This is a genomic window from Melioribacteraceae bacterium (genome assembly GCA_030584085.1).
Taxonomy (GTDB): domain Bacteria; phylum Bacteroidota; class Ignavibacteria; order Ignavibacteriales; family Melioribacteraceae; genus SURF-28.
This window is the reverse complement of record CP129490.1, coordinates 2,871,782-2,885,215: the sequence shown is the minus strand read 5'-3', so window position 1 is coordinate 2,885,215 and position 13,434 is coordinate 2,871,782. Positions and strand designations below refer to the sequence as shown.

The window sequence follows — 13,434 nt, the reverse complement described above, 5'->3', positions numbered from 1 at the left end:
GCTTCGCTCCATTCAGAATGACAATTATTAAACAAACATATAGATAACGGTAATTCATTACATAAAAAATATAGTTAGAACTTACCACGCCGTCCACCCACCATCAACAACAAGATTAGCACCTGTCATATAATTTGATGCATCACTTGCGAGAAAAATAAGTGCGCCTTTGTAGTCGGTCGGTTTTGCCATACTGTTTAACATAGTCCGTTTTGAGTATTGCTCAATAAAAAATTCATCTTGGTTATTTTCAACTCCGCCGGGAGTTAATGTATTTACTCTGACATTATCCTTTCCCCAATAAGCGGCAAGGTAACGAGTGAACATTATCACTCCGCCCTTTGTTGCCGAATAAGCCGGAGGTTTGAAGAAATCCTGTGTACCGTCTTTCTTAATATATAATGATTGATCGGGGGCGGTTATACCGTAAGTCGATGCAACGTTTATTATACTGCCGGATTTTTGCTTTGACATTTCTGTCCCAAAAACTTGTGAACAGAGAAACACTCCCGTTAAATTCACATCAACCGATTTCTGCCAGAGTTCTAACGGATAATTCTCAAATTTGCTTTGTTCGCTTGCGGCTTTAGGATTTTCAAACATATCATTAATTGCTGCGTTGTTTACAAGTATATCGATGTGACCGAACTTTTCTAAAATTTTATCTCGTGCAGAAATTAATGAATCTTTGTTTGTTACATCTATTCCAATTCCGATTGATTCTGATTTCAATGTCTTCGCAAATTCTTCACATTTCTTATCATCAATGTCGGCTACAATTACATTTGCACCGGCTTCGGATAAGGCTATACAATGTTCCTTCCCGATTAACCCAAGTGCACCGGTTACGATTGCAATCTTATTCTTTAATGAAAACATAGACACGAATTTCACCAATTACGCTAATTATAGAATTACTCTTTTGTATTTTAATGAATCTTCTCCGAAATTTACTAATAAACCTAATTTCATTTTAGATGCTGCAAGATAATTCAATGTTTGTTTTATGTTTGAATTAGATAGCGATTCAATTGCTTTTGCTTCCAAAATTATTTTATCATAAACAACAAAATCAGCATTGTATTGGCGTGGAAGAGGAAAACTTTTGTATGTTAATTCAAATTTCTTTTCTCTTTCATAAGGGATGTTATTTAATTTAAACTCAATCTCTAATGCATCTTTATACACGATTTCATTAAACCCCTTGCCTAATGTTTTGTGCACTTCCATACAGCAACCAACAATGGAATAAGCTTCATCTTTATATAACAATTCTTTAGTCAATTAATATCTCATTTGTGTAATTCGTGAAATTAGTGTCTCGGTTTCATGTTAAAGTTGTCTGTCTTACGGAAAACAGGTTGTACTGGTTTACCTCTCAATAAATCCTTTGCGTTATTCTCTTCAACAGCTTTTTTCAATATTAATAAAACTTGTTCGTAAGCTTTCAACGTATATTGAATATCTTCATCAGTATGAGAGAATGACATATTATGAAATCCACCCCAAAGTACACCACGCTTAATCATTTCCTGCTGAACGAGAGATTTTAATATCAGTGGGTCACCGGCTTTAGCATCAAATGTAACAATTGAACGCCAATTATATCCGCTTGCTTTGGTGTAATTTAATCCTAGTTCTTCTGCAATTTTATTATAACCCTCTTTTAATTTAGCACCCTGCTTATCAAGATATGCCGGAACATTTTTCTCTTTCATTTCTTTTATTGTTGCTTTAACTGCAGCGAGTGATAAAGCTTCGCCTCCGAATGTTGTATAAAAGAAAATATCTTCATCTGCCAATTGCATAATTTTCTTTTTGCCGGTCAAGATTGAAATCGGCATACCGTTGGCAACAGCTTTAGAATAGGTTGCAAGATCGGGAGTAATTCCAAAATATTCCTGCGCTCCGCCGAGTGCCATTCTAAATCCGGTCCACATTTCATCAAAGATAAGTATAACATTTTTTTCTTTACATAGATCGGCGACCTTATGTAAGAAGTTATCTTTTGGTTCTTGAAAAACAACCGGTTCTAAAATTACCGCAGCAACATCATCATCAATTGAGTCTTTTAGTGAATCAATATTATTATAATCGAATGTGTATGTAATTGCTTGAACTGCTTCGGGAATACCGTGGTTGCGTGCGGTAACGGAAACATACCAATCATGCCAGCCATGATAACCGCAGCATAAAATTTTATTTTTACCTGTATAAGCTCGCGCAAGTCTGACTGCCGCACTAGTAACATCCGCACCGGTTTTACTATAACGAACCATTTCCGCATTTGGAATTATATCACGAATAATTTCCGCAACTTCAACTTCCAAAGGATGAACGAGAGAAAATGTAATTCCGTCTTCCAATTGTTTTTTTACTGCTTCATCAACTTTATCGTATGCATAACCGAGCGAAAGGGGACCGATACCCATATTATAATCGATGTATTCATTTCCGTCCACATCCCAAACATGAGAGCCCTTACCTTTAACTAAATATTTAGGTGCCATTCCGTTTACATATTGTGTTGGACCTTTTGCGAGTGTCTGAGTATTTGAAGGAATCAATCCAAGTGATCTTTTATAAAGTTCTTCTGATTTTTCAATAACGGGATAGTCATTATTTAAGTCAATCTTGTTGGGCATGAAGTTAAACTCCCTTGCAAGCAATTTTATTAATCAAGAAACTGTATATCATTGTCATTCCGATCGAACCGTATTTTGGTGAGAGAGGAATCTCAACTAAAACAAAATAATATTTTACATTTAGTAGGGTTGAGATTCTTCACTCCACTTCGTTACGTTCTGAATGACAGTCTCATTTGTTTACGGCTTTAATTTATTAATTATTTTCTCGGCAACTTGTATTGCTGTAAAACCTTCATACTCTAAAACATCATTTAGCAATGCCGGTTTAAACCACTTGTCCATCAATGCAATTGGCAGAACATCGGCTGTCCTTTTATTTTTTAATAATAATTCAGACAAGATAGAAAACAAACCTCCGGTAATAAAATGATCTTCTAATGTGACTAATAGTTTACAATCGTTTGCAGCATTCAATACTGCATCTTCGTCAATGGGTTTTGGTGTTCGAAGATTGATCAATCTTATGTTATAACCTTTTTCTTCAAGTAATTCCTTTGCTTGGTATGCTTGATTAAACAGAAAACCGTAAGTTAAAATTGCAATGTCTTTCCCGTCACCAAAAATTTCCGCTTTACCGATTTCAAAATCATCATGTTCAACCAATGGTTTTTGATTGTTATATCTAATGTAAAAAGGTGATTCATCAGCGAAGACTTTTGTTAATCCTTTTAACATCTCGTCTTCATCTGCGGGACAGAATATTTTCATATTGGGAATTCCGCGCATCAAAGAAATATCTTCTATAGATTGATGCGTTGGTCCGTTTGCATCAGATAAAAATCCCGGGACAGCTCCGACAATTTTAACTGGTAAATTACCGATTCCGACATCGGTACGAATAAACTCAAATGCGCGCATTGTTAAAAATGTTGCAAGTGCGTGAACAATCGGGATTCTACCGCGCAACGCCATTCCGGCTGCAACGCCAACCATTGTTTGTTCTGTAATCCCGGTATCTAAAAACTGATCTGAAATCTTTTGAGGTAATGTTCTTATCGCTGCTCTATTCTCGGCTGTGATAATAATGTACCTTTTATCATTAGTTGCAAGTTCGTATAGCAAATCTTCGTAGTTCATTATCGCACCGTCAATGTTTCTGATGTAAGTTCAGCTTTCGCAACACCGTGTAATTCTTTTAATAGTGCTTCTACTTCTTCATCTTTGAAATTTACGAACCATCTATCTGCACGTTTTTCAATGCTTGGTAAACCCTTACCTCGAATTGTATCGGCAATTATTACAGAGACTTTATTCTTTTGAAAGGGGAAAGAAGAGAATGCTTTTTCCATCTCTTCAAAATCGTGTCCATTAATTCTTTTAACCGAACATCCGAAAGCTTCAAACTTTTTCTCGAGCGGTTCGAGGGGAATTAAATCTTCTGTCTGCATATTAGCTTGAAATGCATTTCTGTCAACTACGATGCATAAGTTATCAACTTTATGTGCAGATGCAACTAAAAGAGCTTCCCAATTAGAACCTTCGTTAAGTTCACCGTCACCGACAATTGTAACAACTTTGTTGTTTTGTTTCTTTAGTTTGCAATCAACCGCAACGCCGAGAGAAACTGAAAGTAAATGTCCCAAAGAACCCGAATGGAATTCAATACCGGGAATATTCCTATTTGGATGCCAGTAAATGTTATCATTTGTTTTAAGATGATTTTTTAATCTATCCTTTTCCATCCAACCTAATTCAACAAAAGTTCCGTAAAGAGCCGGAACGTCATGTCCCTTTGATAGAAAAAGATAATCACGATTCTGGTCTTGTAAATTATCTTTTGTTGTGTTAAGAAATTTATTGTAGAGAAAAACAGTAAGATCAGCGCAGCTCAGTGATGCGCCAATAAAACATCCTCCGTTGCCAGACATTCGGATAATATGTTCTCTAACGCGTAAAGCCTGATCTTGTAATTTTTTTATTTCATCCTTAGTCATTGTTCTTGAATTCTCTCTTCTGCTTGTATTCACTAATGTTATTTAATTCATCAAGATGATTTTCATACCAATATTTACCGAGATGCTTTTCATTTATTTTATAAATATAAGGTTTTTCTTTCAGCAGATTTAGAATATCATTTATTCCGAAGTTGGGATTAATATCAAACAATTCATCATAAACAGTTTTTATAAATAAATAATCTTCTTCATAATCAATCGTCCAGCGATGAGTTGTTGAATAATCCAATCCGGTTTCCCATTCAACATTACCGATTCTGAATTTATTTTTATCTTCCCAGATGTATGGTGTTGTATGTTCTCTTTCAAAATCTTTTGAAGCTTCCTTCCAAGCTGTTTCAATTGTTTTGAATGACATTATTTCTACATCATTTCCATCAGGGTAAGTTGCCGGATGAAGATTGCTCACAAAATCATATTTATCAATGTTATCAAGAAAATGTTTAATGACTTTATCAATCACAGTCGGATCTATTAACGGGCAATCGGAAGGAATTTTTACAATTGCATCAGCGTTATATTGTTTCGCAACTTGATAATGTCTATCAAGTAAATCATTTAGACTACCTCTGTAATATTCTAAATTGTTTTCTTTGCAAAGTTTTTCAATCGGATTATCTTCTTTGTCAGTTGAAGTTGCAATTACAATAGATTTGACATATTTAGAAGCTTGAACTCTTTCCAACATTCTCAAAAGTAGAGGTTTATTTTTTATAGAGAGTAGAACTTTATTCGGTAAACGCGAAGAACTTGTTCTTGCTTGAACTACGGTTACAATTTTAATTTCATTCATAAATCATCGTCAGCTTAATGAGAAAGAGCTTGTTTTAATTCAAACTCTTCGTGGATTTCTTTTTCATTTTTTGCAGGTTGTTCAATGAGACTTCGTCCAAGTCTTGCTATGCTTTCTGCAGAAGTCCCGCTATTTTGAATTGGTGTTAATTTTTTTAATACATCTTCAGATAAATCCGAGTAAACTTTCTTGCCGAGGACGGCAGCAACAAGTACAACAGATGAATACCGCGTTAATAAAATGTCACAATTGGCTATCATATAATTTGTGTTGCCGTTAGTATATATTAATGAACCCGGAGCATATTTGTTAATTTCTTCGGTAGCCCGTTTAATATTTTCATTTGGGTGAAGTTTGAAAATTATCTGTCTGCCTTCGGCAATTTGAACCGCACGCTTAATCAACTTTTTTCTGTTTTCATATTTCCAAGTTTCTCGCATGTCTGAAGTAGCAACAAGTAAATAGTTTTTATGAGGAAAGTCATTATCAAAATATTTATGAACATCATCAAAGTTCGGTATACCGGTTACAATCAGTTTAGAGGGATCGGCTCCTTTGCGAATGAATAATTCCCGGTAACCTTCCGAAGCAATACAAAAATAAGTATACAGGTTAGACATCCCGGTTGTTGATGTACTTGCAGACCATCTAGGTAAGTGTAAATATTTTACCAAATAATATGCAAATGTTTCCGGGTCGGTCATCCCTTCTTGAATAAGAAGAATTTTTTTGTCCCTAATATTTTTTGGAACTATCAAATCTGAACAAGTAAAAGCAAGCTCATACTCGCTATTAAACTTTTCTCCTCTGTAATCGACTTGTAAATTATGTGTATTGAAGTAAGCTAAAGTTTGTTTTCGGAAATTCCCATTTCCTACAATTGTAAAATCTATTAACCTTAGTTTTGCATACATCTTAACAAAGTCATCTGCATAGTAATGTGTGAACCAACAATCATAATCATCGGATAAATTTTGTGAGATTTGGTGCATTATTGTGGTCTGGTTTAGCGAACCGCATATAAAAAGTATTTTTTTCTTCGACATAGTTCCCAAAAGTAATTAACAAATAATGATAATTTAATAAGTCTATGTTACTATTCTGTTAATCGAGTATTAAATTATAGTTAAGCCCTAGTTGCAGAAATTGATCATATTAGAAATGAAAAATACTAAAAAGTAATGACTAACTACCTCTTGGTGTGTGATTTTATTCTATAATGAATTTTGTTTGATTATGTATCTTCTCTGAATTGTGATTGTCAAACAGGTGCAGAAGTAAAATAAAGATAACCCCACATTCTATCCTTTTATTCTCAATAGACGATTCCAATTTTTCATTAATGAAAAAATTCTCTATTTGAAATAAGATTTTTACTAAAGAAACAGCTTTTTTAGGCGAAAGTTATGAGAAATATTCTCCAATTTTTATGATTTACTGGCATAGTATGTGAAACCAAATTATGACAATCATAAAATGAAAACAGAATGAAATTATTTAAATCAATTAAAACATTCCGCGGTGGTGTTCATCCTGCCGAGTTAAAAGAGTTAAGTGAGAGTTGCGAATTTGAAATTATGCCGAATCCAAAGCAGGTGATAATTCCTCTATCACAACATTTAGGTAAACCGGCAAAAGCTCTCGTTAAAAAAGGTGATGTTGTCAAAGCGGGACAAATAATTGCAGAACAAGATGGATATATATCTGTTCCCATACATAGTCCGGTATCAGGTAAAGTCACAAAAATTTCTAATGAAATTAGTGCTTCGGGATTTCCCAAAGAGTCAATCTTAATTTCCGCGGATGAATCAAATGAATTGGAATTACAACCTTCGTTGAATCTTGATTGGGTAACGCCTGAAGAAATTCAAGAAAGAGTTAAATGGGCTGGTATAGTTGGTCAAGGCGGAGCGGCATTCCCTACATTTGTTAAAATAACTCCTCAACCCGATAAAAAAATTGATGCCGTAATCTTAAACGGTTGCGAATGTGAACCATATCTTACCAGAGATTACAGATACATGCTGGAAAAAACCGAGGAAGTTGTTGACGGTTTAAGATTAATAATGAGATCACTTGGAGTTCAAAAAGGTGCGATAGGAATTGAGGATAATAAACCCAAAGCAATAAAAAAATTAAAAGAAGTGACTGCAAAGTATGACAATATCACTGTTGAAATTTTAGAGACAAAATATCCGCAAGGTGCGGAAAAGATGTTGATTAAAGCCGTACTTGATAGAGAAGTTCCTCCCGGTAAACTTCCGCTTGATGTCGGTGTAGTAATTCAGAATATCGGAACTGCAGTTGCAATTTTTGACGCAGTTGTAAAAGGTGAACCTCAAATAACAGCCGCAATGACAGTCAGCGGTTACGGAATTAAAGAACCTAAAAATGTTATTGTTCGTGTTGGAACTCCATTAGCAGACGTAATTGAATATTGCGATGGCGTTAAAGATGACGCAATAAAAGTTGTAGTAGGCGGACCAATGATGGGCGTTGCACAATTTGATTTTGCCGCACCGGTCATGAAAGCCACATCCGGATTATTAGTCCTTACTGCTAAAGAAGAAAATTTACATGAAGAAACGCCATGTTTACGCTGCGGTAAATGTATAGATGTTTGTCCGCTCGGTTTAGTTCCCTCAAAGTTAGCAAGGTATTCACAACTAGATAGATTAGAAGATGCCGAAGGACTTGATATAACAGTTTGTATGGAATGTGGAACTTGTACTTATACTTGTCCGGCTAACATACCACTTGTACAATGGATAAGATTAGGTAAGCAAAGAGTTTTGGCTATGCAGAGAGAACGAAAATCCGCATAAACAAAACTTATCATTCCGGACTAGATCTGGAATCTCAGCTTAATTTGGTAAAATTTCTAGATCAAGTTGAGAATGAAAAGCGATTAAGACTATGATTAAGAGAAAGATTTAGATTACTGGAAAAAATAAATGACTATAACAACTACAGAAAATCCTACTTACAAATTAGAACTAGCAAGTTCACCGCACGTGCATTCACGTTGGAATACTAAACAAGCTATGTGGCTGGTAGTGATTGCATTGATTCCGGCTGTTATCTCAGCGGTGATCTTTTTTGGAATTTATCAATTATTGGTTATTGCCGTTGCCGTTGGTTTTGCTGTTGGAACCGAAGCTGCAATAAAAACGATTCGTAAAAGAAAGGTTACAATAACTGACGGAAGTGGTATAATAACCGGATTATTACTTGCATTAATTCTTCCACCAAATTTTAACTTAGCATTTACCGCACTAGGATCAATTGTCGCAATTGGTTTAGGCAAAGAAATTTTTGGTGGAATCGGGTATAACATTTTTAATCCGGCTTTAGTCGGTAGAGCTTTTCTTCAAGCTGCTTTCCCGGTACCAATGACAACATGGACGAATCCTAATTTTTCACAAGTTGATGCTGTAACCACGGCAACACCACTTTCTGCATTCAAATTCGATTCGGTTGCAACGGAATTATCGTCAATGTTCATCGGAAATATCGGCGGTTCATTGGGAGAAACTTCTGCGATTGCTGTAATGCTCGGTGGAATATTTTTAATCGCAATTGGTGTAGTAAATTATCGAGTTCCGGCTGCGATGTTAATTGGTGCCATATTATTCGGTGGTGTATTTTGGATGATTGATCCTATTGCTTATCCCAATCCATTATTCCATTTATTAGCCGGCGGATTTTTGTTCGGACTTTTCTTTATGGCAACCGATTGGGTTACTTCGCCAATGACACCGAAAGGAATGTGGATTTATGGACTTGGAATTTCTCTAGTACTTATAATTATCAGATTATTCGGAGGTTTACCCGAAGGTGTTATGTACGCAATTTTATTCATGAATGCATTCGTTCCATTGATAAATAGATACACAAGACCAAGAGTATTCGGGGAGGTGAAATGAAAACAGTAATTAAAATGTTGATCACTCTCTCATTGATAGGTGTGGTTTCCGGCGGTTTACTTTCAGAAATAAGTAAATGGGCAGAACCTAAAATTGAAATGCACAGAAAAGCTGCTACTGAACAAGCAATTTTCCTTGTTCAACCTGATGCAAAATCTTATAACAAAATTGAGAACCTGGACTTTGAATTGTATGAAGTCTTGGATGAAAACAATAATAGAATTGGTTTTGCTTTACCTTACGAAGGAAACGGATTCCAAGGAAAAATAAGATTAATGTTTGGAATAAAATCAGATTTGAAAGAACTTGTTGGACTAGAAGTTCTCGAACAAGTTGAAACTCCCGGACTTGGAACGAAGATAACAGAAGAACCATTCACAAGTCAATTTGTAAATCTAATTGCTGAGCCAAAAATTGAATGGGTAAAAGGTGTTGCTCCATCAAGCGATAATGAAATTCAGGCAATTACGGGAGCAACAATTTCCTCAAAAGCTCTTGTAGAAATTATTAATGCAGGATTAACAAAACTCCGTTCTGTTGAAAATGGAGGAAATTTATGAAAAAGAAAGTAACTCTAAGTAAAGAATTCCTTAAAGGATTGTGGGATCAGAATCCGGTTTTCAAACAAGTACTTGGAATGTGTCCAACTCTTGCCGTGACAGTTTCTGCAATAAACGGAATTGCGATGGCGCTCGCAACAACATTTGTATTAGTCTCTGCTAGTTTGATAATCTCATCTATTAGGAAATTAATTCCAACTCAAGTTAGAATTGCGGCTTACATTTTAATAATTGCAACATTTGTAACTATAGTCGATTTAGTAATGAAAGCACAATTTCCCGAATTAAGTAAATCATTAGGACCATATATCCCATTGATAGTTGTTAATTGTTTAATACTTGGAAGACAAGAAGCGTTTTCATCAAAAAATACGGTCTTCAGATCTTTACTAGATTCATTAGGAATGGGAACAGGATTTTTAATCGCATTATTTGTCTTAGGAAGTTTACGTGAAATATTTGGTACCGGTACAATTCTTGGTTATACAATAATGCCGTCATTCTATGAACCTTGGTTAGTTATGATTTTACCTGCCGGTGCGTTTTTAACATTAGGATTATTATTTGGTGCGGCAAATAGTTATTTGCAAAGAAAAGATAAAATTGAAAAGAATTATCTCGTGGAAAAATATCTTAAAGCAAAAAGAGATGCAGAACAAGCAGGGGAGGCGATCTAAATGGAACTATTACTTATATTTTTATCCGCTGCTATTGTTAACAACTTTGTACTTGCATACTTTTTAGGAATTTGTCCTTTCATTGGAGTTTCCGGTAAAATTACTTCGGCATTTTCGATGGGACTTGCTACTACTTTCGTTATGACAATTACTGCAATTGTAACATGGTTGATTTATCATCTATTACTAGTTCCATATCATTTGGAATTTTTACAGTATGTATCATTTATTCTTGTCATTGCATCACTTGTTCAGTTTGTTGAAATGTTTATTAAAAAAGTTAGTCAGCCATTATATCGTGCGTTGGGAATTTTCCTTCCTTTAATTACTACGAACTGTGCGATTCTAGGTTTGGCTTTATTTATGGTATTGAAAGATTACTCATTTGTCCAAGGCGTCGTTTATGGAGTCGGCGCAGGTGCAGGTTTTACGTTAGCGATAACAATTATGGCTGGAATAAGAGAAGAACTTGATTTAGCGGATGTTCCAAAACCATTTCAAGGTGCACCAATAACTCTAATTGTCGCCGGTTTGCTTGCCTTGGCTTTTATGGGTTTCTCCGGACTGATATCAGTCTAAGTAATAGTTTAAAACAGTACGTTGATTGATTTAAATTTTTATAAATAAATGGAATTCAAAATGGAAGATGTACTTTTAATTGCAATTGCAACAATGGGCGGACTAGGATTTATTTTTGCCGGTGGATTAGCTATTGCAGATAAAAAATTAAGAGTTTATGAAGATCCCAAAATTGCTCAAATAAATGAAGCATTACCCGGAGCAAATTGCGGTGGCTGCGGATATGCAGGTTGCTATGATTTTGCCGTCAATGTTGTTGGCGGAAAGGCTTCTGTTACCGGTTGCCCTGTTGGTGGTGAAGATTGTGCTCAAGATATTGCAAATATCATGGGAGTTGATGCCGGTTCAAGTGTTAAATTGCTTCCTAGAATTTTATGTAAAGGTGGTCATCAAGAAGCTGTTGAAAAAATGGTTGAGTATTATGGACCGTTGAGCTGTTCGGCAATGACAATTGTTTCCGGCGGTGATAAACAATGTTATTACGGATGTCTTGGCGGAGGCGATTGTGTTGAAGCATGTCCTTTCAATGCTATGGTTATGAATGATAACGGTCTACCCGAAGTAATTGAAGAATTATGTACCGGCTGCGGTAATTGTGAAAAAGCTTGTCCGCGAAATGTAATTGAAATGCATCCGGCAGATAGACAAATATTTGTATTCTGTAAAAATCATGATGATCCCAAGAAAGCAAAAGATGTTTGTACAGTTTCTTGTATGGGTTGCGGAATTTGTGCTCGCAAATCCGATGGCGGTGTTGAGATGGTAGATAATTTAGCTGTTATTAATTACGATCATCTCGATACGGATAAGATTCCATTTGATAAATGTAAAACCCATGCAATCGGATTTCTTGATGGAAGAGAAAAGAAATTATTAGAAATAAAAGAAGAACAAAAGAATTGATAAAACAAAACTGTCATTCAGAGTCACGATAAAATCGGGACGAAGAATCTCACCCCAAATCATTTTCAAAGTGAGGTTCCTCGGTCGTCAGAAAAACGACTCCTTGTGAATGCCATTTGGTATATAAAACGTGCAAAACGAAAACATCATAGAAAAAGGAATTGTAATTTCTTCCGGCAACGGACATGCTGAAATTGCTTTAATTCAGACCGGAGCTTGTGAGGAATGTTCTGCAAAAATATTCTGTAAAACTTCCGAAAATAAAGATTCGAAAATCCTCGAGGTAGAAGATTCATTTGGAGTAGAAGTAGGTGATGAAGTTGATATAGAAATTAAAGGTAGCGATGTGCTTAAAGCATCATTTATGTTGTATGGAATACCGCTTATTTTAATCATCTTTGGTATAGTGATAGGAATGGATTTCTTTCATAGCACTAAATTACCCGAATTGCTTTCATTCATATTTGCAATCGGATTAACTTCACTTTACTTTAGCGGATTATTCCTAATAAAAAAATTAAAACACACCAAACCGAAATTACCTCAAATCACATTTGTAAAACGGTTAAAGTAATTTCAGATTTTTAATACAGCTTGAGAGAAATAAACTAAGCCCCCATTTTTACCCTTTCAATAAGATTTCTTTTTTTCATATTTTCATTTATATGGAATACAAACTATTTAAAAATCTTCCGGTTATTTTAATTCTTTTTACGACCACACTTTTCGCACAATATAACGGAAACGATTTCGGAATTTATTTGGCGGCAAATTATACAACCAGTGCTCGATTCTTTCTTAATCCCGATGCAACTCAAAAATTAATCAGAGAAGACAACGTTGAACTCGTTGATAATTATAGCGGATCAATTGAGTTTCGGTATCGTTTAACCGAATCGATTATCATCGGACTCGGGACAGAGTACATTGAAAAAGTTTCCAAAGAAAGAAATGTCATAGGTTTTCATCCTCAACTTGCCGGAGTTGAAGTAGAAGAAGGTTATCGAATGATTCCCGTTGAAGCCAGTATATATTATTTTATTCCTTTCTCAACGGATGATCTTAAGTTTTATATGGGCGGCGGACTCGGAATCTATTTTGGTGAATACATTCGTGATTTTGCAAATGTGAGTCTCGAAAATACCGGTAGAGATTTTGCGTGGGGAATTCACGGGCGAATGGGAATGGATTATATGGTTACAAATTATTTTTCCGTTCGCGGTGAGATGAAGTTCCGCGATCCCGATTTTAGAATGGAAAGTAAATACAACAAAGAATTTTTTGTATTCCGCGGTGAAGCTAGATCGCTGCCTCAAGAACCCTTTCCTACAAAAGTAAATATTGATGGGATGACATTTGCAATCGGATTAGTATTTCATTTTTAACATATCAA

At 35.3% G+C, this 13,434-nt stretch carries 15 protein-coding genes; 8 read left to right on the top strand and 7 right to left on the bottom strand.

What is annotated here, in order from left to right; genetic code table 11:
• Positions 1–81: 81 nt before the first annotated feature.
• From QY331_13160 to QY331_13130, 7 genes are all read right to left on the bottom strand, one after another.
• Positions 82–879 carry an SDR family oxidoreductase gene (locus QY331_13160; protein WKZ68902.1) on the bottom strand — a complete coding sequence of 266 codons (798 nt, stop codon included), beginning with the start codon at positions 877–879 and terminating at the stop codon, positions 82–84.
• A gap of 27 nt (positions 880–906) precedes the next feature.
• On the bottom strand, positions 907–1,284 hold the full coding sequence (locus tag QY331_13155; GenBank protein WKZ68901.1) for a GxxExxY protein: 378 nt from the start codon (positions 1,282–1,284) through the stop codon (positions 907–909).
• A 29-nt stretch (positions 1,285–1,313) separates the two neighbouring features.
• On the bottom strand, positions 1,314–2,645 hold the full coding sequence (locus QY331_13150; GenBank protein WKZ68900.1) for an aminotransferase class III-fold pyridoxal phosphate-dependent enzyme: 1,332 nt from the start codon (positions 2,643–2,645) through the stop codon (positions 1,314–1,316).
• A 180-nt stretch (positions 2,646–2,825) separates the two neighbouring features.
• Positions 2,826–3,725, bottom strand: coding sequence for a transketolase C-terminal domain-containing protein (locus tag QY331_13145; protein WKZ68899.1), 900 nt, complete (start codon positions 3,723–3,725; stop codon positions 2,826–2,828).
• Complete coding sequence (locus QY331_13140) at positions 3,725–4,582, bottom strand: 1-deoxy-D-xylulose-5-phosphate synthase N-terminal domain-containing protein (protein WKZ68898.1); 858 nt, start codon at positions 4,580–4,582, stop codon at positions 3,725–3,727. Before QY331_13140 ends, QY331_13145 begins: the two co-directional genes overlap by 1 nt.
• Positions 4,575–5,396 carry a glycosyltransferase family protein gene (locus QY331_13135; GenBank protein WKZ68897.1) on the bottom strand — a complete coding sequence of 274 codons (822 nt, stop codon included), beginning with the start codon at positions 5,394–5,396 and terminating at the stop codon, positions 4,575–4,577. Before QY331_13135 ends, QY331_13140 begins: the two co-directional genes overlap by 8 nt.
• Positions 5,397–5,410: 14 nt before the next feature.
• Positions 5,411–6,442, bottom strand: coding sequence for a hypothetical protein (locus tag QY331_13130; protein WKZ68896.1), 1,032 nt, complete (start codon positions 6,440–6,442; stop codon positions 5,411–5,413).
• 441 nt (positions 6,443–6,883) lie between these two features.
• Between QY331_13130 and rsxC the strand changes: the two genes are divergently transcribed.
• The 8 genes from rsxC (at position 6,884) to QY331_13090 (ending at position 13,426) form a co-directional block, all read left to right on the top strand.
• On the top strand, positions 6,884–8,221 hold the full coding sequence (gene rsxC / locus QY331_13125; protein ID WKZ68895.1) for an electron transport complex subunit RsxC: 1,338 nt from the start codon (positions 6,884–6,886) through the stop codon (positions 8,219–8,221).
• Between the two features lie 129 nt (positions 8,222–8,350).
• A complete protein-coding gene (locus QY331_13120) occupies positions 8,351–9,322 on the top strand; it encodes an RnfABCDGE type electron transport complex subunit D (GenBank protein ID WKZ68894.1) in 972 nt (323 codons plus the stop codon).
• Positions 9,319–9,882 (top strand): FMN-binding protein, encoded by a 564-nt coding sequence (locus tag QY331_13115; protein ID WKZ68893.1) that lies wholly within the window; start codon positions 9,319–9,321, stop codon positions 9,880–9,882. The genes QY331_13120 and QY331_13115 overlap by 4 nt, the downstream gene beginning before the upstream one ends.
• Complete coding sequence (locus tag QY331_13110) at positions 9,879–10,559, top strand: electron transport complex subunit E (GenBank protein ID WKZ68892.1); 681 nt, start codon at positions 9,879–9,881, stop codon at positions 10,557–10,559. The genes QY331_13115 and QY331_13110 overlap by 4 nt, the downstream gene beginning before the upstream one ends.
• Positions 10,560–11,138, top strand: coding sequence for an electron transport complex subunit RsxA (gene rsxA / locus QY331_13105; protein ID WKZ68891.1), 579 nt, complete (start codon positions 10,560–10,562; stop codon positions 11,136–11,138).
• A gap of 60 nt (positions 11,139–11,198) precedes the next feature.
• Positions 11,199–12,041 carry an RnfABCDGE type electron transport complex subunit B gene (locus QY331_13100; protein WKZ68890.1) on the top strand — a complete coding sequence of 281 codons (843 nt, stop codon included), beginning with the start codon at positions 11,199–11,201 and terminating at the stop codon, positions 12,039–12,041.
• 130 nt (positions 12,042–12,171) lie between these two features.
• Positions 12,172–12,615: a SoxR reducing system RseC family protein gene (locus tag QY331_13095; protein WKZ68889.1), complete on the top strand. Its 444-nt coding sequence runs from the start codon at positions 12,172–12,174 to the stop codon at positions 12,613–12,615.
• Between the two features lie 91 nt (positions 12,616–12,706).
• Positions 12,707–13,426: a hypothetical protein gene (locus tag QY331_13090; protein ID WKZ68888.1), complete on the top strand. Its 720-nt coding sequence runs from the start codon at positions 12,707–12,709 to the stop codon at positions 13,424–13,426.
• Positions 13,427–13,434: the final 8 nt, after the last annotated feature.

Excerpts from the sequence above, each read along its gene's own strand:
- QY331_13160 (WKZ68902.1), bottom strand. The coding sequence starts at position 879 with ATGTTTTCATTAAAGAATAAGATTGCAATCGTAACCGGTGCACTTGGG.
- QY331_13150 (WKZ68900.1), bottom strand. The coding sequence starts at position 2,645 with ATGCCCAACAAGATTGACTTAAATAATGACTATCCCGTTATTGAAAAA.
- QY331_13145 (WKZ68899.1), bottom strand. The coding sequence starts at position 3,725 with ATGAACTACGAAGATTTGCTATACGAACTTGCAACTAATGATAAAAGG.
- QY331_13140 (WKZ68898.1), bottom strand. The coding sequence starts at position 4,582 with ATGACTAAGGATGAAATAAAAAAATTACAAGATCAGGCTTTACGCGTT.
- QY331_13135 (WKZ68897.1), bottom strand. The coding sequence starts at position 5,396 with ATGAATGAAATTAAAATTGTAACCGTAGTTCAAGCAAGAACAAGTTCT.
- QY331_13130 (WKZ68896.1), bottom strand. The coding sequence starts at position 6,442 with ATGTCGAAGAAAAAAATACTTTTTATATGCGGTTCGCTAAACCAGACC.
- rsxC (WKZ68895.1), top strand. The coding sequence starts at position 6,884 with ATGAAATTATTTAAATCAATTAAAACATTCCGCGGTGGTGTTCATCCT.
- QY331_13120 (WKZ68894.1), top strand. The coding sequence starts at position 8,351 with ATGACTATAACAACTACAGAAAATCCTACTTACAAATTAGAACTAGCA.
- QY331_13115 (WKZ68893.1), top strand. The coding sequence starts at position 9,319 with ATGAAAACAGTAATTAAAATGTTGATCACTCTCTCATTGATAGGTGTG.
- QY331_13110 (WKZ68892.1), top strand. The coding sequence starts at position 9,879 with ATGAAAAAGAAAGTAACTCTAAGTAAAGAATTCCTTAAAGGATTGTGG.
- rsxA (WKZ68891.1), top strand. The coding sequence starts at position 10,560 with ATGGAACTATTACTTATATTTTTATCCGCTGCTATTGTTAACAACTTT.
- QY331_13100 (WKZ68890.1), top strand. The coding sequence starts at position 11,199 with ATGGAAGATGTACTTTTAATTGCAATTGCAACAATGGGCGGACTAGGA.
- QY331_13090 (WKZ68888.1), top strand. The coding sequence starts at position 12,707 with ATGGAATACAAACTATTTAAAAATCTTCCGGTTATTTTAATTCTTTTT.